Origin of the sequence: Streptomyces sp. NPDC058008 (assembly GCF_042886395.1) — a bacterium.
Lineage (GTDB): Bacteria > Actinomycetota > Actinomycetes > Streptomycetales > Streptomycetaceae > Streptomyces.
The window spans coordinates 136,266-155,469 of sequence record NZ_JBHVQX010000012.1 but is presented as its reverse complement, the minus strand read 5'-3'; the positions used below and the strand labels follow the sequence as shown (position 1 = coordinate 155,469).

The following is a 19,204-nucleotide window of genomic DNA, read 5'->3' as shown; positions in this document are numbered from 1 at the left end:
CCGGCCGGAGCGTCGGTCACCGGCCGTACGACGGGAGCCGCCCGGCCCGGCGCACCTGATCCGTTCCGTATTCCCTCGCCCGGCCCGTCGTTTCTGCGATGATGCGCCGGGGGACCACCGGGCGCTGGGGGGCGTATGTCGGGAACGGGTACGGTGCTGCGCGAACTGCGCGGCGCGCAGAAGTCGTCCAAGGGTGTCTCGCTCTACTCGCGGTACGTGAACCGGCCGGCCGGGCGCCTGCTCGCGGCAGGTGCCTTCCGAGTAGGTCTGACACCCAATCAAGTCACCTGTGTAAGCGCACTGTTCACCTTCGCGACGATTGCCGCGGTCGCGCTCGTGGAGCCGTCGTGGTGGCTCGGAGCGGCTGTCTGGGCGGGGCTGGCCGTCGGCTTCGCCTTCGACTCGGCGGACGGGCAGCTCGCCCGGCTGACCGGGCGCGGCGGGCCGGACGGCGAGTGGCTCGACCACGTGGTGGACTGCGCGAAGATGGTCCTCGTCCACAGCGCCGTACTGGTCTCGTTCCAGCGCTTCGACGGCGCGCCCGGGTTGGGCCTGCTCCTGCTGCCGCTCGGCTTCCTGTTCGTCGCCGTGCTCACCTTCTGCGCGGGGCTGCTCCGTGAACAGCTCGGCAGGGCGGCGGCCCGCACCGGCCCGGACGCCCCGGGCCCCCCGGCCCCGGTGTCCCGGACCAGGGCCCTGGCGCTGCTCCCCGCGGACTACGGGATCTTCTGCCTGGTCTTCGCACTGCTCGGCGCACCCGGTGCCTTCCGCGCCGGGTACGCCGTGCTCGCCGCCGTGCACGCCGTGTTCCTGGTGGCGTTCCTGGTCAAGTGGTTCAGGGAGCTGAGAGCGCTCCGGGCCGGCTGACGAGCACGTCCAGCGCCCGGCGCAGCTGGGTGCTGGACGTGTGCACCGTGTACGGGAAGTAGACGACCTCCACCCCGACCGCGGCGAAGTCCCGCTCCAGGCGCTCGCCCTTCTCCGTGCCCCGCCAGTCGTCACCCTTGAAGATGACGTCGAAACGGACCTGCTGCCAGGTCTCGACCTTGTCCGGAACGGTCTCCACGAACGCGGCGTCCACGTACCGCACGCTGCGGACGATCTCCAGCCGCTCGGGCAGCGGGATCACGGGTGTGTGGCCCTTGGCCCGCGCGGCCATCTCGTCGGAGACGACACCGGCCACCAGGTAGTCGCACTGGCTGCGGGCGTGCCGCAGGATGTTCAGGTGGCCGACGTGGAACAGGTCGTACACCCCCGGCGCGTAGCCGACCCTGTGCTGCACCATCCGTTCTCTCCCCCCACGGCGGAACTGGTGCAACGACCTTACTGTGAAGAACACTTGGGCATCCCGTGAACGGATAAGCTCGAAGGAGAGGCTGTTCCGGGGGGAAGGCGATCATCCGTTGTCCGCTGCTGAGCACCAGAGGCCGTTCGAGAACCGCAGACTTCTCGTCGTCTCCACCAACTACGCCCCCGAGGTGACGGGCATCGGGCCGTACGCCACCCAGCTCGCCGAGCACTGGGCGGCGTCCGGGGCCAGGACCGAGGTCCTCACCGGCATGCCGCACTACCCCGCCTGGCGCGTGGACGAGCGGTACCGGGGGGTGTGGCGGAGGGTGGAGAGCCGCGAGGGGGTGCGTGTGCACCGGCGCCGCCACTACGTGCCGCCCCGTCAGACGGCTCTGCGGCGCGCGGTCTTCGAGGCGTCCGTGCTCGCCCACGGGATCCTCGCGCCACCGCCCGGCCGCCCCGACGCGGTGGTCTCCCAGATGCCCAGCCTCGCGGGCGGGGTGATCGCCGCACGGCTGGCGCGCCGCCACCGCGTCCCGCACATACCCGTCGTCCAGGACCTGATGGGAGCCGCCGCCGCGCAGAGCGGCATCCGCGGCGGAGGCCGGGCGGCCGCCGTCGCGGCGCGGGCCGAGCGGCACGCGCTGCGCGGCGCGGCCCTCGTCGGTGTCATCCACGAGAGCTTCGTGGAAGGCGTCACCGCCCTCGGGGTCGACCCCGGGCGCATCCGCCTCGTTCCCAACTGGACCCATGTCAGGCCCCCTTCGGCCGACCGCGCCGCCACCCGGGCCCGGCTCGGCTGGGCCGCGGACACCCCCGTGGTGCTGCACTCGGGGAACATGGGCCTCAAACAGGGGCTCGACGTCCTGGTCGGCCTGGCACGGCTGGCCCCCGACGTCCGGGTCGTCCTGATGGGCGACGGGAACCAGCGCGACGGACTGCGCGAGCGGGCGGCGGAGCTGCCCAACCTCGACTTCCTCCCGCCCGCCGGCGCGGACGACTTCACCGACGTGCTCGCCGCCGCCGACGTGCTCGCCGTGACCCAGCGGGCCTCCGTGCTCGACATGAGCGTGCCGTCCAAGCTCACCTCGTACTTCGTCACCGGACGCCCCGTCGTCGCCTCCGTGGCCGACTCGGGGGGCACCGCCGAGGAGGTGCGCCGCTCGGGCGCGGGAGTCCTCGTGGCCCCCGAGGACCCGGGCGCGCTCCTGGCCGCCGTACGCCGGCTGGGCGCCGACCCCGCGGCGGCCGACGCACTGGGCGCGCACGGTCCGCGCTACGTCGCACAGCACCTGAGCAGGGAGGCCGGCCTCGCCCGCTTCGACGCCCTGCTCGCCGAGGCACTCGGGGACGCACACGCCGGGGCCGGCCGGACCGGGGACACACGAGGGGGAGCACGCCGATGACGCACCAGATCCGTCCGCCCGACGACCAGGACGAACCGGCGCTGCTGCGCGACCAGTTCCGCCAGCTCCTGCGCTACCGCGCCCTGCTCGCCGCAGGCGTTGTCGCGGGCCTGATCGGCGGTGGATTCCTGGCCCTCAGCGGCGACGACACCTACGCGGCCACCGGCGAGGTGCAGGTGCGCTCCGCGACCGCCGACCCGTTCGCCACCGGAGCCTCCGCCGACAAGGGCATCAACATCGGTTCGGAACGGCAGACCGCGGTCAGCGACACCGTCGGCGACCTCGCCGCGGGAACCCTGCTCAAGAAGGGCGACGACGTCACCTCCCGCACCCTGCTCGCGGGCCTCCAGGTCACCAACCCGCCCAACACCCTCACCCTCCGCTTCTCCTACACCGGTGCCACGCCCGAGCAGGCCAGGGACCGTGCCGAAGCCCTGGCCAACGCCTATCTGGCGCACCGCAAGGCGCGTACCGAGGAAAGCATCGAGAACATGGCGAACGGCTACCGCGCCCAGCTCGCGCCCCTGGAGGAGAAGCGCGACCTGCTGGAGGAGCGGACCGGGGTCGGCGCCGCGGACGACGTCAGCAGCGCCCGCGCCAACATCATCGTCTCCATCTCCGAGCTGAGCCGGAAGATCTCCGAGCTCAAGGCGCTCGACACCACCCCGGGCTACCTCAACAAGAAGCCCGTCGCCCCCACCCGACCCGCCGGAGCCGGCCTGCCGCTGCTCCTCGGACTGGGCGCGGTGGTCGGCCTCGCCCTCGGGCTGCTGCTGTCCTGGGTACGGCTCGTCTTCGACCCCGCCGTACGCTCCCCCCGCGAGCTCGTCCGCTCCCTCGGGGCCCCGCTGCTCGGCACGCTGCCCAGGGAACGCGGGGCGGCGGGCAGCCTGCTCGCGATCGGCCGCAGCGGTTCGCGGCTCGCCGAGGAGTACCGCGCGGTGGCCTTCCGGCTGGCCTACGACCCCTCGTTCGCCGAGAGACGACGGCTCCTGGTCACCGCCCCGCGCGGGGACAACGCCGCCGCGGCCGCCGCCGCGGTCAACCTGGCCGCCGCCTTCGCCGAGATGGGCCGCGACGTGCTGCTCGTGGAGGCCGACCTGCGCACCCCGTCCCTCGCCCGCGACCTGGGACCCGCGGCCCACGAGGTCAGGCCGCCGCGCTGGGCCGCGGACGAGCGCGACCGCACCTGGCCGGCGGGCGGCCGGTCCAACGTGGACGTGCCGGGCTCGGGGGCGTTCGCCCTGGTGGCGGGGACCCCCGCGGACAACGTGCCGCGCGCACTGACCTCCGCGTCCGTCGGGCGGATCGTGGCCGAGGCCGACCGCCCCGGCGCCGTGGTCATCGTCCTCGCCCCACCCGTGCTCTCGTACGCCGACGCGGTCGCCCTCGTCGACCGGGTCGAGGGCGTCATGATCGTCTGCGACCCCCGCGAGGTGCACCGCAGCGACCTGGAACGCATCCGCGAGATCATCGGGGCCTCCGGCGGATCGGTCCTCGGCGCCCTGCTCCACAGCGCCCGGGGCCGCCGCGGCCGTGCGGAGCGCCGGCACGGGGCCGGGCGGCGCCGCGGCGGACCGGGCGGCCCGGCCCTCGAAGCGGACGCGCCGGAGCTCACCCGCAACCCCGACGAGACCATGGGGCTGCGCTCCGTCACCCTGCCGGGGGCGCGCCGGTGAGAGCCCGCACCGCGATCCTCTGCTCGGTCGCGGACCAGGGCGTGGCCGCGCTCACCAACATCCTGGTGCTCGTGGCCGCCGCACGGCTCTCCACCGTCGCCGACTTCGCCCGCTTCTCCGCCGTCTACCTCGTCTTCACGGTGCTGCTGGGCGTCGCCGGCGCGTACACCGGCCAGCCGCTCGTCCTGCGGCGGGGGGCGGGCGAGGACGTCCGGGGCGCCTGCCGCTCGGCCGTCGTGTTCACCGCCGGGGCGTCGGCCGCCCTCGGCGCACTGCTCGCCGCCGTCTGCCTGTTCGTCCCGGGCGACACCGCCCGCGCCCTGGTGGTGCTGGGCGCCGTCCTGCCCGTCGTGCTGGGACAGGACGCCCTGCGATACGCCTTCTCCACCCTCCAGCTGCCTCATCTCGCCCTGATCTCGGACCTGTCGAGGCTCACCTGTGTGCTCGCCGCCCTCTCCCACCAGGAGTACGGGGCGACCCCCGCCCGGCTGATCGCGGTCTGGGGACTGTCGGCGCTGCCCGCCCTCGCCCTGTCCGCCGGGCTGCTGCACCGCCGGACGGCCGGGTCCCCGCTGCTGCTGCGCCCCATGCTGCGGCGCGGTCACCTCGGTCAGCGCTTCGTCGTCGAGTTCGGCGTCGGCAACGCGACCGGCCAGCTCTCCGTACTCGGCCTCGGCGCCGTCGCCGACCCGCTCCTGGTCGGCGCCCTGCGCGGGGCGACCACCCTGTTCGGACCCCTCAACGTCCTGTTCACCTCCGCCACCTCCTTCGGCCCGCCGCTCCTCGGCCGCATCGGCGACGAGCGGCGCCGGGTGCGGGCCACCGCCGTCCTCGCCGGCGTCCTCGCCGCCACCGCCGCGCTCTGGGCGACCGTGCTGGCCCTGCTGCCCGAGCGGGCGGGACGCGGCCTCCTCGGCGACACCTGGCCGACGGCCGCCGCCCTGCTCCCCGCGACCGGCAGCCAGTACGCGGCGATGGCCGCCGGCACCTGCGGACTGCTCGCCCTGCGGATGCTCGACCCGCGCACCACGCTGAGCATCCAGGTGGTCTTCTCGCTCACCTCCGTCGCCCTCATGGCCGGGGGCTACGCCCTCGGCGGTGTCCCCGGGGCCGCCTGGGGGCTGTGCCTCGGGTCGCTCTGCAAGGCCGCCGCCACCTGGACCCGCGTCGCCCGGCTGCGCCGCAAGGACCCGGCCGGGAAGGCCGTCAGCGCCGGCGCGCTGCCCTCCGCTCCCTGAACGTGGTCACCAGCATCAGGCACAGGACGCCGATCGCGAGCTTCCCCGCCGCCTGGAGCAGCGGGCCGCGCAGCAGGATGAAGGTGTACCCGGCGATCAGCGGCGCCGCGATGGCCAGCACACTGCCGGGACCGGGACCGGCCCGGGTGACGGCCAGCGCGTACCTGCGGTCGGTGCGGGCCGCCGCGTAGCCGATCAGGGCGAGACCGCCGATCATGCCCGAGGCGCCGAAGTCGACCCAGAACTCGGTCCACAGCGGGGCCGAGAGGTTGGTCATCCGCAGCCCCATCCACTGCCCGACCCGTACCCCGGTGTCCTCCGGCTTCCCGCTCCACACCGCGCGCGGCACGAAGAACAGGGCCGAGCCCGCGAGCTGGCGGCCGTAGGTGTGCTCCCGGGTGTCGACCCACGAGATGGTGTTGGCGAACATCACCATCTGGTCGTAGTCCTTGGTCACCAGCGGCTCGAAGACCGAGGCGGACTGCGCGGACCGCTGTGCTCCGTCGTCGTACCGGAACTTGTCCGCGTACGGGAACACCACCAGCGCCCCCACCACCCCCGTCGCCAGCACCGTGCGGTAGACCGCCGCACTGCTGGGGAGCGCGGTGAACACGAACGCCATCAGTACCGTCAGGAACCAGTAACGGGCGTTCGATACAGGGTTGTTCACCACCAGGTTGACCGCCGCGAGCGCCACCCACACCAGGGCCGTCGACGGGGAGCGCCTCGCCCGGCGCGAGGTCACCAGGCGCCTGGTGAAGAAGAGGAACGCCAGCAGCACGGGTACGGTGCCGAAACCCTTGAGGAACGCCGAGCCCACGTTGGACCCCTCCGCGACGACCCCGCTCGCCACCACGGTCTCGTTGATCTCCTGCCGGCTGGAGAAGAAGACCGCCGGCCCGCCCAGCTTCATCACGTAGAACGCGCTCGCCGCGAACGCCACCAGCACCAGCAGCCGCAGCCGCAGCGGATGGGCCACGGCCGGTCCTGCGCCCGTGCTGCGCGCGGGGGCCGTACGCCGCCGCAGCGGCCGGCGCGACGCCAGCAGTGCGCCCAGGTCGTAGGCGGCACACCCCACCAGGACCATCGCGGTGGCCGTGATCAGGTCCTGGCGCGGTCCCACCATCGGCGTCGGCGTCTGCCCGATCACCACCTGGGCGAACGGCGCCACGCCCATCGCGATGTACACGAACATCCAGAACACGCCCTGGAGCAAACGCCGCCGGGTGGAGAGGATCATCGTCGCCAGCCTGGCCCCCGCATAACAGGTCAGCACCAGCTGGAGCCAGTACGCGGTGTCCCGGACCCCGCTGCCGGGCTGGGCCGCGATCACCGCGGGGAGGAAGCACACCAGGCCGAGGACGAGCGGCACCGACAGGGCCCGCGACAGCATCGACCAGGCGATCGGCGGCTCGGGCACGCCGTCCCGCGCCCGTGCGGACTCCGGAGGCACGCCCGCGCGGGCGGTCGGCTCCTGCGTCGACGTGTGCACCGACGTCACCCCCCCCCGGGATCTGTGGACCGCTGAACACCTTAACGAATCAGCCCACTTGAGGGGGCGCGATGACTACCCTGTGAATTATTGGCCGCAGCCGAGGGGGACTCCGGTGAAGATCCTGCATGTCGTCACACTCCACACTCCGGACCATGCGTTCGGCGGGCCTACCCGGGTGGCGCTCAACCTCTCCAAGGTCCAGCGGGCGAACGGCGACGACGCCCGCGTCATCGCGCTCGGCGACGGCTTTCCCGGGGACGAACTGCCCGGCCACGTCGAGGGAGTTCCCGTCCGCCTCTTCCAGGCACGCCATCTGCTCCCGATGTTCGAGGTCAGCGGCATCACCTCCGCCGCGCTGCTGCGCACCGCACGCCGCATGATGCGCGGTGCCGACCTCGTGCACGTCCATCTGATGCGGGACCTGGTGACTCTGCCGACGGCGCTCCTCGCCCTCGCGACCCGTACACCCCTGGTCGTCCAGACCCACGGCATGATCGACCCCACCGAGAAGAAGGCCGCCCAGCTCACCGACGTCCTCGGGGTCCGCAAGGTGCTGCGCGAGGCCGGCGCCGTCCTGCACCTCACCGAGATGGAGCGGGTCGACGTGAACGCCGTCGCGGCTCCCGTACCGCTCACCCGTACCGTACGGCTGGTCAACGGCGTCCGCCCGCAGGAGCGCAAGCCCGCCCGCGACCCCGGCCGCCCGCCGACTGTGCTGTACCTCGCCCGCATCCAGGAGCGCAAGCGGCCCGAGGACTTCATCGCCGCGATGCCGCACGTCCTCGCCCGCCACCCGGAGGCCCGCTTCGTGCTGGCCGGCCCGGACACCGGCGCGCTGGCCGGCACCCTGGCCCTCGCCCGGAAGCTCGGTGTCACGGACTCGCTCGACCATGTGGGCCCGCTGGAGCACGACGAGGTCATCGCCGCCGGACGCGAGGCCGACGTGTACGTGCTGCCGGCGATCGAGGAGCCGTTCCCGGTCTCGGTCCTGGAGGCGATGTCGGTCGGCACCCCGGTCGTCATCACCCGCACCTGCGGGCAGGGCCCCGATGTGTCGGGGGCCGGTGCGGGCCGGGTCATCGACAGCCGGGTCGGCGAGGACGCGGCCAACGCCCGCAAGGTCGCCGACGCGATCCTGGAGCTGCTGGAGCCGGAGGCCGCGGAGCGGGCGGGCAAGGCCGCCTGGCAGCTGGTCAACGACCAGTTCACCATCGAGGCCGTGTCCGCCACCCTCCGGCAGACCTACGAGGACGTGGTCCGCCGGAGCGTGTGACGGCTCAACCGGTCTTGCCCTCGCGGGACTTCAGTGCGATCTGCCAGCGGTAGAAGCTCATGGCGAGCGCGAAGTCCAGTCCCGCCCGCCCGTCGAGGAAGCCCCGCCGGTAGACGTACATGTAGGCGAAGGACACCAGCGGCTTGAACGGTGCCTTGTGGAAGAGCTGCCCCTGACGGGACTTCACCTTCCGCACCTGCTCCTTGACCTCCGGGTGGTGCTCCAGCCACGCCTCCCAGTCCGAGTAGCGGTTGTGCCGCTCGAACCAGGCGGTCACGGGGTCCAGATCCTGGTGCTCGATGGGGTTGCGCAGTGTCCCGGCCGTCGCCGCGAGCGGCTGGTAGTGCCCCTCGACCTCCCCGATCCCGGGCGCCGCCAGATCGCCGACCTCCGGGTAGGCGCACCGGGTCCGGTCGGTCAGGGACCGCTTGCGGATGGTGTAGCCGTGCCGCAGCCGCTTCCCCGAGAACCAGTAGCCCAGCGGTATGTCGTACGCGGCCGGCTTCCGGCTGTCCGGGTCGGCGAAGATCCCGCGCAGTTCCGCCAGCAGTCCCGGGCTGAGCCGCTCGTCGCCGTCGAGCAGCAGGATCCAGTCCAGGTCGGTGCGGACGTTCTCCAGACACCACTGCTTCTTGCGCGGATGCCCGCCGTCCCAGGTGTACGTGACGACCTCGGCCCCGCACTCCCGCGCCGTCCTCGCCGTGCCGTCGGTGCTGTGGGAGTCCACCACGACGACCGCCTCGAAGTGGCCCAGGACCGACTTCACCGCCTCGGCGATGTTCAGCCCCTCGTTCTTCGTCGGGATGGCGACGGCGATGGGCAGCTTGTTCATCGGTTCTCCCCTCGGGGCAGCCAGGCGTAGCAGCCTGTGGAGGTGAAGGTGCGGGCGGACTCCGGGACGGTGATCTCCACCCGCTCTCCCGCGGCCGGGGAGCCGGAGCCGAGCTCCTTGCCGCCGGCCCCGGTGAGCCGCCAGCCGCACGTCGTGGTGGGGGAGACGGCCCGGTACCGGCCCGGCCTGATCTCCGCGCCCTCGTAGGTGCCGTCGGCGTAACCGAGCGACGCCTCGTCGAGGAGGTCCTGGTGCTGGGGGCAGAGGTGGGTGACGGCCGGGCCGGCGTTCGTGATCTCGCCGGAGACGATCGACCCGACGGCGATGTCCCGGTCGGCCTTCACCAGGTACCGGAGCCTGTCGCAGGTCTCCTGCCCGGTCTGGAGCACCGCGGCCGGGTCCATCCCCTTGGGCACGCGGCCGGTCAGGTACTCCTCCTGCTTCTTCGTGAGGGACCCGGTGGCCGGGGTGATGTCCCCGGCAGGCGCCTCAGGGCCGGCGTCGGACTTCCGGGGCTGCGGGGCCGGGGTGCCGGCCGCCGGCCCGGCCACGGGGAGCGTGGGGGAGGCCGCGGCGGACGGTGCGCTGCCCGCCGCGGCCTCCCCGCCCCCGTCGCCGGACCCGGCGGACGAGCCGCAGGCGGCCAGCACCGCCGTCGCGAGGGCGACGGCGGCACCGGCCAGGAACGGATGTCTCATGCACCCGTCCTCAGGGCGTAGTGGGCGCTGACCTGGGATGCGCTCAGCGCGGTCGGGTAGACGGCGGTCTCGTCGATGAGACCGGCGAAGAAGTTGCTGGTCGGGCGGTTCGGCCAGCTGTTGAGGTTGTCCCCGCCGACCCGCCAGTAACCGGGGTAGTTCTCGCTGGTGGTGTAGAGGATGCTGGAGGCCCGGAGCTGTCCGTCCACGTACAGCGCCATGCCGCCGGTGCCCTGGGTGGCGACGACGTGGTGCCAGTTGCCGTCGTTGTAGGCCCCCGTGGTGGTCACCGTGCGGTAGCCGCCGCTGTAGATGCCGAAGACCAGGCGCCCGTTGTTCGCCATGTAGACCTGCTTGTCGTAGCGGCTGCTGTTCTGCATGGTCAGGTTGCCGAACCCGATCACCTTGCCGCCCCGGGTCGTGGTCGTCCTGATCCAGGTCTCCACGGAGAAACGGGTGGGCGAGGCGTGCAGCTTGTTGCTGTACGCGTACTGGCCGGCGCCGTCGAACCCGATGGCGGTCGAGTCGCCCGCGATGGCGGCCGGGGTCTGCCGGTAGGACGGCGCGTTCCGCAGGAAACCGTTGTCCAGCCCGCTCGTGGTGTCCGCCGCGAAGGTCGAGGTGCCCTCGTCGTAACGCCAGTAGAGGGAGGCGCCGTCGGACAGCACCCGTGCCGGGTAGCCCTGCGTCGAGGCGGCCACGGTGGCCGACTGCGCGGGCGACTTGGCGCTGGTGTTGGTGCCGTCGCTCGCGGTGACGCGGTACGAGTGCGTCTCGCCGACCGCGACGTCGGTGTCCGTCCACTTCAGCTGCGGACGGTTCCAGAAGACCGAGTAGCCCGTCACCGTGTGCACGGGAGTCGCCGCGCCGTCCTTGTAGATCCGGTAGGTCAGCACCCCGTCGTCGGTGTCGAAGCTGGTCTGCCAGTTGACGTCGATCCGCCCCGGGGCGACCGTGGAGAGACTGACGTTGGGCACCCAGGGCGCCCCGGTGTCCGGACCGTCGGCGAACCGGGTCAGCCCCTGCTGGCCGGAGCCGTTGACGGTGGTGAACTCCCCGCCGACCCACAGGTAGTGGTGGCCGCCCTTGTCGGTCTGCGTCATCACCCGCGGCCCCACCGGTTCACCGATGCCGTCGTTCGTGTCGGGGAACCACGGCAGCAGCGCCGGGTCGTCGACGGACTGGGCCAGCAGGTGCTTGCGCGGCTGGTCGGGGAATCCGCCCATGCTGGCGCAGTCGTGGGCGTGGCTCCCGCTGTACAGCACGCCCGAGTGGACCAGGACGGCCTGGGTGGCGCCCAGGCAGGTGTCCCGCCAGCGCTGCTGGTAGTCGTCGAGGTCGATCGCGATCCGGCCGTCGAACACACCGCCGCCGGTACCCTCGTTGGCGGTGTAGAGCCCGGTCGCGTCCGTCGTGAGGTCCTGCACCGTCGAGGTGTTGGGGATGAACCCCGGGTAGCTCTTGGTGACCGCCCCCGTGGTGGCGTCGACCACGGCCAGGGCGTGCGACGAGGTGCCGTTGACGGTGAAGAAGTCACCGCCGAGGGCCACGTGCCGCCCGTCCGGTGTCACCTGCACGGCCCGTGCCACCTCGTCGGCGTCGGCCGTCCACGGCAGCAGGCCCGCGCTCGTGGTGACCGCGGCGAACTTGTTCCTCGTCTGCCCGCCGACGCTGTTGAAGTCACCGGCCAGGTAGACGGTGTCCGCGGTGACGTCCAGGGCCCGTACCGTCGCCGAGACGGAGATCTTGAAGTTCTGGCGAGGAGTGCAGGTCGCGGTGTCGACGGCCACGATGTTGCTGACGCCCACCCCGTTGACCGAGCCGAACTGCCCCCCGGCGTACAGCGTCGTGCCGTCCGGGGAGAGCGCGAGGGCACGCACCGTCGCCGTCCCCGAGGACAGCGTGAACGACAGGCTGCACCCCGTCGGCGCGCCCGTCGCGGTGTCGAACGCCGCGAAGTTGACCGCGGACTGCTCCGAGGTGCCCGCCGCCGCCCCCGGCGGGCGGATGGTGGAGAAGGTGCCGCCCGCGTAGACGACGCCGTCCGCCGCGGCCATGGACCAGACGATGCCGTTGGTCTGCCACGTGGTCAGGTTGTCCGCGGTGATGGAGACCGGCGGCGTCAGGGCCCCCGCCGGGGAGGCCCCGGCCGCTGTCGCGGTCAGGGCTCCGGCGAACAGGCAGAGTGCGGCGGACGCGGCCCGCACACGGCCGCTCCCCCCAGGTCTCCGCCCCGTGCTTGCGTTCATCATTCATCTCCGAAGGTGAGGAAGAGCTGCGGCCCGCGGGCCGCGGTTGCCTCGCCCGACCGGACGCGGAGACGGTCCGTCCCGCTGCTGGTCAGGGCGAGTGAGGAGACGGGGCCGAGGGCCCCGCCCGGTGCGGACGCGTCCGGTTCCGCCGGGTGACCGGGGGAGACCGGGGACGCGCCGGTGATGGTCCCCGGCACGGACGTGGAGAGCGCCCGCCGGGTGTCATGGGTGACCGCCGACCCGGTCCGCGCGCCGGTGGCCGGCACGCTGCTGTGGCTGTCGGCCGGACCCGCCGTGCGCTCCGGCGGGGTACGGGAGGCGGGCCGCGCGCCGCCCGGCACCCGGCCGGCCGGAGCGGCCGGCCGGGTGGAGCGGGGGCGGCCCGGTCCGGTGCGGCAGGCCGGGGCGGGGCCGGGCGCGCCGGCGGCCGGGGCGGGCACCGGGGCGCACACCCCCGCCCGGCCGCGCCCGGGCCTCCCCGGCCCTGTCACCGGTCCACCCGGACCGCGGACCCCGCGAGCTGGTCGGAGAGCAGCCGGATGTCGGCGTCCACCATGATCCGTGCCAGCTCCCGCGACTTCACCCGCGGCTTCCAGCCCAGCAGTTCCTCCGCCTTGGACGCGTCACCGATCAGGGCGTCGACCTCACTGGGACGCTCGTACTTCGGGTCGTAGCGGACGTGCTCCGCCCAGTCCAGGCCGGCGTGCTCGAAGGCGTACTCGAGGAACCGGCGGACGCTGACGCCCTCGCCGGTGGCGACCACGTAGTCGTCGGGGGTCTCGCACTGGAGCATCCGCCACATGGCCTCCACGTACTCGGGTGCGTAGCCCCAGTCACGTACGGCGTCGAGGTTGCCCAGGTGCAGGCGGTCCTGGAGTCCCGCCTTGATCCTGGCCACCCCGCGGGTGATCTTGCGGGTCACGAAGGTCTCGCCGCGGCGCGGGGACTCGTGGTTGAACAGGATCCCGTTGGCGGCGAACATGCCGTACGCCTCACGGTAGTTGACCGTCGCCCAGTACGAGTAGACCTTGGCCACGCTGTACGGGCTGCGCGGGTGGAACGGCGTCTTCTCGTTCTGCGGGGGCGGACTCGCGCCGAACATCTCGGACGACGACGCCTGGTAGACCCTGGTCTCGATACCGCTGGCCCGCACCGCCTCCAGCAGCCGCACCGTGCCCAGCCCCGTGACGTCCCCGGTGTACAGCGGAGCGTCGAAGGACACCCGGACGTGCGACTGGGCGCCCAGGTTGTAGACCTCGTCGGGCCGGATGTCCCGCAGCAGGTTCACCAGCGCGACACCGTCGGAGAGGTCGGCGTGGTGGAGCAGGAAGGAACGGTCGGCTTCCTCCGGCCCCTGGTAGATGTGGTCGATCCGCTCGGTGTTGAAGCTCGACGAACGGCGTATCAGGCCGTGGACCGTGTACCCCTTCTCGAGCAGCAGCTCCGACAGGTACGAGCCGTCCTGTCCGGTCACGCCGGTGATGAGTGCGGTCTTCGCCATGACGTCCCCCCTTCTGTGGTCGCCCCTGGGGCGGTTCGTGTCACCGAAATTTCTGGATCCGAGTGGAATGCGGCAAAAGGTCACCCGGGTGTCGTGCTGCTGGCAGAATCCGAGCCATGACGACTGACAGCCCCGTCCCGGCCCAGGAATCCGCCACCCCCCTGCTGCGCCCCGGCGCCCGCATATTCGTCGCGGGCCACCGCGGTCTCGTCGGCTCGGCACTGGTACGCCGCCTCACCGCCGACGGCCACGAGGTGATCACCCGCGGCCGGGAGGCGCTGGACCTGCGCGAGGCCGCGCCGACCGAGGCGTTCCTGCGGGAGACCCGCCCGGACGCGGTGGTGCTGGCCGCCGCCAAGGTGGGCGGGATCATGGCCAACAGCACGCGGCCGGTGCAGTTCCTGGAGGACAACCTCCGCATCCAGCTCGCCGTCGTGGCCGGCGCCCACGCCGCCGGGGTCGGGCGGCTCCTCCTCCTCGGCTCGTCGTGCATCTACCCCAAGCACGCACCGCAGCCGATCCCCGAGGACGCGTTGCTCACGGGCCCCCTGGAGCCGACCAACGAGGCCTACGCGCTGGCCAAGATCGCCGGAATCGTCCAGGTCCAGTCCTACCGCCGGCAGTACGGCGCGTCCTACATCAGCGCCATGCCGACCAATCTCTACGGCCCCGGGGACAACTTCGACCTGGAGACCTCGCACGTCCTGCCCGCCCTGATCCGCCGCTTCCACGAGGCGAAGCGGGACGGCGCGGACGAGGTCACCCTGTGGGGCTCGGGCAGTCCCCGGCGGGAGTTCCTCCACGTCGACGACCTCGCCGCCGCCTGTGTGCGGCTGCTGGAGGTGTACGACGGTGACGAGCCGGTCAACGTCGGCTGCGGGGAGGACCTCACGATCCGGGAACTCGCCGAGACCATCCGCGAGGTGACGGAGTATCAGGGACGCATCGGGTGGGACACCACGAAGCCCGACGGCACTCCGCGCAAGCTCCTCGACGTGTCCCGGCTCTCCTCCCTCGGCTTCAAGCCGCAGATCCCCCTGCGGGACGGCATCGCCCGCACCTACGCCTGGTGGCTCGGCCGTCACGCCCCGCGGGGCTGACCGTCCGGCCGGACGGCCGCGGCCCGTCCCGATCCCGTGCACGCGGCCCCCCTCGCGACCCCCCACCACGTCTCAGTACGCTCCCCGGCCGTCGGTGACGGCGCGTACCGTCCGGGCGAGCAGCCCCATGTCGGTCGCCACCGACCAGTTGTCGACGTACCAGAGGTCCAGCGAGACCGTCTCCTGCCAGGAGAGGTCCGACCGCCCGCTGACCTGCCACAGGCCGGTGAGGCCCGGCCGCACCGCCAGGCGCCGCAGCTCCCGTTCGTCGTAGCGCGACACCTCGTCCGGCAGGGGCGGACGCGGTCCTACCAGGGACATGTCACCTCGTAACACGTTGAGGAGCTGCGGGAGTTCGTCCAGGGAGGTGCGGCGCAGGGCGTGGCCGATCCGTGTCACCCGGGGGTCGCGGCGCATCTTGAACATCGGCCCCTCGCTCTCGTTCGCCGCCGTCAGCTGCTCCCTGCGGGACTCCGCGTCCGCCACCATCGTGCGGAACTTCCACATGGTGAAGGGCCGGTTGTGCCGCCCGTGGCGGGTCTGGCGGTGGAACACCGGGCCGGGTGAGGAGAGCCGCACCGCCAGCGCCACGCCGAAGAACAGCGGGGCGAGCACCAGCAGGCCGAGCGCGGCACCGGACCGGTCCAGGACGTTCTTGAGCGCCGCCTGCGGGCCGTGCCGCAGCGGCGGTGCCACGTGCAGCAGCGTCAGCCCCGCCGCGGAGGCCGGCCGCACCCGGGCCGCCGCGACCCCGGACAGGTCCGAGAGCACGCAGAGGGCCAGCCCGCCGTCGTGCAGGCCCCACGACAGCCGGCGCAGCCGGACGTCGTCGAGCTGGGGGCCGGGCGCGACGAGCACCAGGTCCGCGTCATGGGCGAAGGCTCCCCCGAGCACCGTGGACACGTCGTCGTCGGCCGGTTCGGGCGCCAGGCGCCCCGGTACCGGTGTCCCGCAGTCCGGCACGGCCGGTCCCACCGGGACCACGGCCACCGCTGTGTACGGCTGGTCCGCACGGGAGTTGAGAAGGCTTACGGCCCGGTCCAGGCCCGCCGCCTCGCCGACCACCAGGACCCGGCGGGCCCCCCGCCGCCCCACGGCCCGGCGCAGCCGGCCGGCGGTCCCCGCGAGGAGGGCCAGGGCCAGGCCCGGTACCAGTGCCGCGACGGCGGTGGCCGGGTCGAGGCCCCCGCCCGTCACGGCCAGCAGTACCGCCAGCACCCCGACGAGCGACAGCCAGTCGCCGAAGGAGGCGTGGCCCGCCCCGGCGGTCTCCCCGGGCAGCCGCCGCGCGTAGCGGCCTCGTGCCGCGCGCACCGCGGTCCACACCAGCGCGGCCGAGGCGGCGGCGGCCTGCGGCCCCGGCTGGTCACCGGCCCGCAGTACGAGCCAGGCGGGAACTCCCAGGCCCAGCAGATCGGTCAGGACGAGCAAGGGCACCCGCGCGTCGGGCTTCCTCCTCGCCCGGGGCCGCTCCGTGTGGTCGCGCCCCACTGTCGTCGGTGCTCTCCATAACTGCCCCGGAGCCACCGCGCGGTTCCGGGAGGCGGCGGTACGCGGTCGTGGTGCCCCCGCCAGCCCGACAGGCCCGGATATATCCGACTCAGGTATTTCGACATGCCCCATGAACCCCCCAGCCACAGTCGCATCCCCGCAAACGGGGCGCATCCGCCGATCCCATGGACTGACGGATGCGCCCTCGCTCGTGCACGATATCCACACACGTGCCATTTCGCTGGAGTTCCCGTGAAGTTCAGACAGGCCGGGCGCTGTGATCCGCGTCGCGCCGCCGGGTCGCCTTCGGGGGCCGTGCCTAGACTGGGGACATGGAACCGCTTTCCCAGGAACAGACCGTCCAACTCGTCGGGATCGTGGCGGATCTGGCCCGGCAGGGGCGCACGGAGGAGATCCTGGAGTTCCTCGACCACGGGCTGCCGGTCGATGTCCAGGACCCCGGGGGCAATACGGCGCTCATGCTCGCCGCGTACCACGGGCACACCGCGACGGTCCGCGCGCTCGTCGGGCGCGGTGCCGACGTCGACCTGCGCAACGCCCGGGACCAGTCGCCCGTCGCGGGAGCCCTGTTCAAGGGCGAGGACGCGATCGTACGGGCGCTCGTCGAGGCGGGCGCCGACCTCGACGCGGGCACGCCCAGCGCACGCGCCACGGCCGAGATGTTCGGGAGGACGGCGCTGCTCGGATAGGGCCGTGCGCCCCGGGCGGTTCCGCCCCGCGAGCGCGGGCGGAAGGGATCCCGGGGCGGTTCCGCCCCGGGCCTGCGCGAGGGGCTCCGGGCGGCGGTAGGCCGCCCGGAGCCCCTGCGGACAGCGTCCGGAGATCCCCTACTTGGCGGCCCGCAGGGCCTCGATCGCCTTGCGTACCCCTTCGCCGTAGGCCGGGTCGGCCTGCGTGCAGTGGTTGATGTGACGCTCGACGGTGGCCTGCGAGGCACCGTCGATGGCCCGGGCGGTGTTGCCGAACAGGGCGTCCTGCTCGTCCGGCGTCATCTGCCGGAAGAGGTTCCCCGGCTGCTCGAAGTAGTTGTCGTCGTCCTCGCGGTAGTCGAACCGGTCGGCCGCGGCGCCGTCGAGCGCCAGACCCGGCTCGGCGAACTGGGGCTGCTCGGCCCAGCGGCCGTAGCTGTTCGGGGTGTAGCCGGGCACGGCGCCCTGGTTGCCGTCCACGCGCAGCTGGCCGTCGCGGTGGTAGGTGTTGACGTTCGTCGCGCCGCGGGGCTGGTTCACCGGGATCTGGTGGTGGTTGACACCCACGCGGTAGCGGGCGGCGTCACCGTACGAGAACAGCCGGCCCTGGAGCATGCGGTCGGGCGAAGCGCCCACGCCGGGGACGAGGTTGGCCGGGGTGAAGGCGGCCTGCTCCACGTCGGCGAAGTAGTTCTCCGGGTTGCGGTTGAGCTCGAACTCGCCGACCTCGATGAGCGGGTAGTCCTTCTTGGACCAGACCTTGGTGAGGTCGAACGGGTGGTAGCGGTACGTCGCGGCGTCCGCCTCCGGCATGACCTGGATGAAGAAGGTCCACTTCGGGTGGTCGCCGCGCTCGATGGCGTCGAAGAGGTCGGCCTGCGAGGACTCGCGGTCCTCGGCGACGACCGCGGCTGCCTCCGCGTCGGTCAGGTTCTTGATGCCCTGCTGCGTACGGAAGTGGAACTTCACCCAGAAGCGCTCGTTGCTCGCGTTGACGAAGGAGTAGGTGTGCGAGCCGAAGCCGTGCATGTGGCGGTAGCCGTCGGGGATGCCGCGGTCCGACATCACGATGGTGACCTGGTGCAGGGCCTCGGGGAGGTTCGTCCAGAAGTCCCAGTTGTTCTCCGCCGAGCGCAGGTTGGTGCGCGGGTCGCGCTTCACCGCGCGGTTGAGGTCGGGGAAGTGGTGGGGGTCGCGGTGGAAGAAGACCGGGGTGTTGTTGCCCACGACGTCCCAGTTGCCCTCCTCCGTGTAGAAGCGGAGGGCGAAACCGCGGATGTCGCGCTCGGCGTCGGCCGCGCCGCGCTCACCGGCGACGGTCGAGAACCGGGCGAAGAGCTCCGTCTCCTTTCCGACCTCGGAGAAGAGCGCGGCCCTGGAGTACCGGGTGATGTCCTGCGTCACCCTGAAGGTGCCGAAGGCGCCGGATCCCTTGGCGTGCATCCGGCGCTCCGGGATGACCTCACGGCTGAAGTGGGCCAGTTTCTCCAGGAACCAGACGTCCTGGAGCAGCATCGGGCCGCGCGGGCCGGCGGTGACGGCGTTCTCGTTGTTCGGGACAGGTGCGCCGGCGGCAGTGGTCAGCGGCTTCGTGTTGTCAGAAATTTTCCTGCTCCTCCGTGTGAAAACTTCAGTGCACCGATTCCGGGTCCCGCGTACCGCGTTCGGTCCGACACCCGGGGCACAGGCCCCAGTACGTCACCTCTACGTGGTCGACGGTGAACCCGTGGTCCTGGGGCGCCTCCAGGCGCGGGAGGTCCTGCGGGACACCGGCGTCGGCGATCGTGCCGCACGAGCGGCAGACCACGTGCTGATGGTTGTCCCAGGACTGCCCTTCGTACCGTGCCGGTGAGTTCGGCAGGTCGATCCGCCGCGCCAGACCGGCGTCGACGAGCGTCTTGAGCACGTCGTAGACGGCTTGGGTCGAGACCGCTCCGATGCGGGTGCGTACCAGGGTGAGGAGGGTACTGACATCGGAGTGCGGGGCCTCGTGGACCGCCGAGAGCACGGCGACCCTGGGACGGGTCACCCGCAATGACGCTCCGCGCAGGAGGGTCCTGGCCTCGGTTTCGATCACCTCCGCAGTCAACCACTTCTCTGGAATGATTCCAATCAACTTGTCATCAACTTCGCGCCAACACGGAGTGAAGTCGCGCCGCGCCCCGGCGCGCGGAGCGCGGAGGGCTCACGGAGGGGGCGCGCAGCGCTGCGGTCCCGCCCTCCTCCCACCGGGCCGGGC

The 19,204-nt window shown here is 72.6% G+C and carries 17 protein-coding genes; 7 read left to right on the top strand and 10 right to left on the bottom strand.

Annotated elements, in window-relative coordinates:
* Positions 1-135: 135 nt before the first annotated feature.
* Positions 136-867, top strand: coding sequence for a CDP-alcohol phosphatidyltransferase family protein (locus ACFVS9_RS14770; protein WP_389932283.1), 732 nt, complete (start codon positions 136-138; stop codon positions 865-867).
* On the opposite strand, the gene ACFVS9_RS14765 is transcribed toward ACFVS9_RS14770, so the two are convergent.
* Positions 836-1,285, bottom strand: coding sequence for an adenylyltransferase/cytidyltransferase family protein (locus ACFVS9_RS14765; protein WP_383115785.1), 450 nt, complete (start codon positions 1,283-1,285; stop codon positions 836-838). The genes ACFVS9_RS14770 and ACFVS9_RS14765 overlap by 32 nt on opposite strands.
* 118 nt (positions 1,286-1,403) lie before the next feature.
* On the opposite strand from ACFVS9_RS14765, the gene ACFVS9_RS14760 reads away from it, so the two are divergent.
* Genes ACFVS9_RS14760 through ACFVS9_RS14750 form a run of 3 tightly spaced genes read left to right on the top strand, consistent with a single transcriptional unit; the run spans position 1,404 to position 5,613 of the window.
* Positions 1,404-2,696, top strand: a complete 1,293-nt coding sequence (locus ACFVS9_RS14760; protein ID WP_383115786.1) for a glycosyltransferase — start codon at positions 1,404-1,406, stop codon at positions 2,694-2,696.
* Entirely contained in the window at positions 2,693-4,375 is a 1,683-nt protein-coding gene (locus tag ACFVS9_RS14755; RefSeq protein ID WP_389932280.1) for a lipopolysaccharide biosynthesis protein, read from the top strand. Before ACFVS9_RS14760 ends, ACFVS9_RS14755 begins: the two co-directional genes overlap by 4 nt.
* Entirely contained in the window at positions 4,372-5,613 is a 1,242-nt protein-coding gene (locus tag ACFVS9_RS14750; RefSeq protein WP_389932277.1) for a hypothetical protein, read from the top strand. Before ACFVS9_RS14755 ends, ACFVS9_RS14750 begins: the two co-directional genes overlap by 4 nt.
* Here the strand turns inward: ACFVS9_RS14750 and ACFVS9_RS14745 are convergent.
* On the bottom strand, positions 5,582-7,114 hold the full coding sequence (locus tag ACFVS9_RS14745) for a hypothetical protein (protein ID WP_389932274.1): 1,533 nt from the start codon (positions 7,112-7,114) through the stop codon (positions 5,582-5,584). The two genes, ACFVS9_RS14750 and ACFVS9_RS14745, sit on opposite strands and share 32 nt — an antisense overlap.
* Before the next feature lie 106 nt (positions 7,115-7,220).
* Here ACFVS9_RS14745 and ACFVS9_RS14740 point away from each other — a divergent pair, with 106 nt between their 5' ends.
* The gene (locus ACFVS9_RS14740) at positions 7,221-8,381 is read left to right on the top strand and encodes a glycosyltransferase (protein ID WP_383115790.1); all 1,161 of its coding nucleotides are present in this window, start codon (positions 7,221-7,223) and stop codon (positions 8,379-8,381) included.
* A gap of 4 nt (positions 8,382-8,385) precedes the next feature.
* Here the strand turns inward: ACFVS9_RS14740 and ACFVS9_RS14735 are convergent, their stop codons facing one another.
* The 5 genes from ACFVS9_RS14735 to gmd are packed head-to-tail and all read right to left on the bottom strand — an operon-like array spanning position 8,386 to position 13,664.
* Positions 8,386-9,213 (bottom strand): glycosyltransferase family 2 protein, encoded by an 828-nt coding sequence (locus ACFVS9_RS14735; RefSeq protein WP_389932271.1) that lies wholly within the window; start codon positions 9,211-9,213, stop codon positions 8,386-8,388.
* Positions 9,210-9,911, bottom strand: coding sequence for a hypothetical protein (locus tag ACFVS9_RS14730; RefSeq protein WP_389932268.1), 702 nt, complete (start codon positions 9,909-9,911; stop codon positions 9,210-9,212). The genes ACFVS9_RS14735 and ACFVS9_RS14730 overlap by 4 nt, the downstream gene beginning before the upstream one ends.
* On the bottom strand, positions 9,908-12,163 hold the full coding sequence (locus ACFVS9_RS14725) for a LamG-like jellyroll fold domain-containing protein (protein WP_389932265.1): 2,256 nt from the start codon (positions 12,161-12,163) through the stop codon (positions 9,908-9,910). The genes ACFVS9_RS14730 and ACFVS9_RS14725 overlap by 4 nt, the downstream gene beginning before the upstream one ends.
* A complete protein-coding gene (locus ACFVS9_RS14720; RefSeq protein WP_389932262.1) occupies positions 12,160-12,603 on the bottom strand; it encodes a hypothetical protein in 444 nt (147 codons plus the stop codon). The genes ACFVS9_RS14725 and ACFVS9_RS14720 overlap by 4 nt, the downstream gene beginning before the upstream one ends.
* A 47-nt stretch (positions 12,604-12,650) precedes the next feature.
* Positions 12,651-13,664, bottom strand: coding sequence for a GDP-mannose 4,6-dehydratase (gene gmd / locus ACFVS9_RS14715; protein WP_383115795.1), 1,014 nt, complete (start codon positions 13,662-13,664; stop codon positions 12,651-12,653).
* A gap of 116 nt (positions 13,665-13,780) precedes the next feature.
* Between gmd and ACFVS9_RS14710 the strand changes: the two genes are divergently transcribed.
* Positions 13,781-14,764, top strand: coding sequence for a GDP-L-fucose synthase family protein (locus ACFVS9_RS14710; RefSeq protein WP_389932259.1), 984 nt, complete (start codon positions 13,781-13,783; stop codon positions 14,762-14,764).
* Positions 14,765-14,836: 72 nt separating this feature from the next.
* On the opposite strand, the gene ACFVS9_RS14705 is transcribed toward ACFVS9_RS14710, so the two are convergent.
* Positions 14,837-16,387, bottom strand: coding sequence for a sugar transferase (locus ACFVS9_RS14705; RefSeq protein ID WP_389932256.1), 1,551 nt, complete (start codon positions 16,385-16,387; stop codon positions 14,837-14,839).
* A 200-nt stretch (positions 16,388-16,587) separates the two neighbouring features.
* Between ACFVS9_RS14705 and ACFVS9_RS14700 the strand changes: the two genes are divergently transcribed.
* Positions 16,588-16,965 carry an ankyrin repeat domain-containing protein gene (locus ACFVS9_RS14700; RefSeq protein ID WP_383115798.1) on the top strand — a complete coding sequence of 126 codons (378 nt, stop codon included), beginning with the start codon at positions 16,588-16,590 and terminating at the stop codon, positions 16,963-16,965.
* Between the two features lie 138 nt (positions 16,966-17,103).
* On the opposite strand, the gene ACFVS9_RS14695 is transcribed toward ACFVS9_RS14700, so the two are convergent.
* Complete coding sequence (locus tag ACFVS9_RS14695; protein ID WP_383118680.1) at positions 17,104-18,570, bottom strand: catalase; 1,467 nt, start codon at positions 18,568-18,570, stop codon at positions 17,104-17,106.
* Between the two features lie 25 nt (positions 18,571-18,595).
* Positions 18,596-19,042: a Fur family transcriptional regulator gene (locus ACFVS9_RS14690; protein WP_389932253.1), complete on the bottom strand. Its 447-nt coding sequence runs from the start codon at positions 19,040-19,042 to the stop codon at positions 18,596-18,598.
* Positions 19,043-19,204 lie beyond the last annotated feature (162 nt).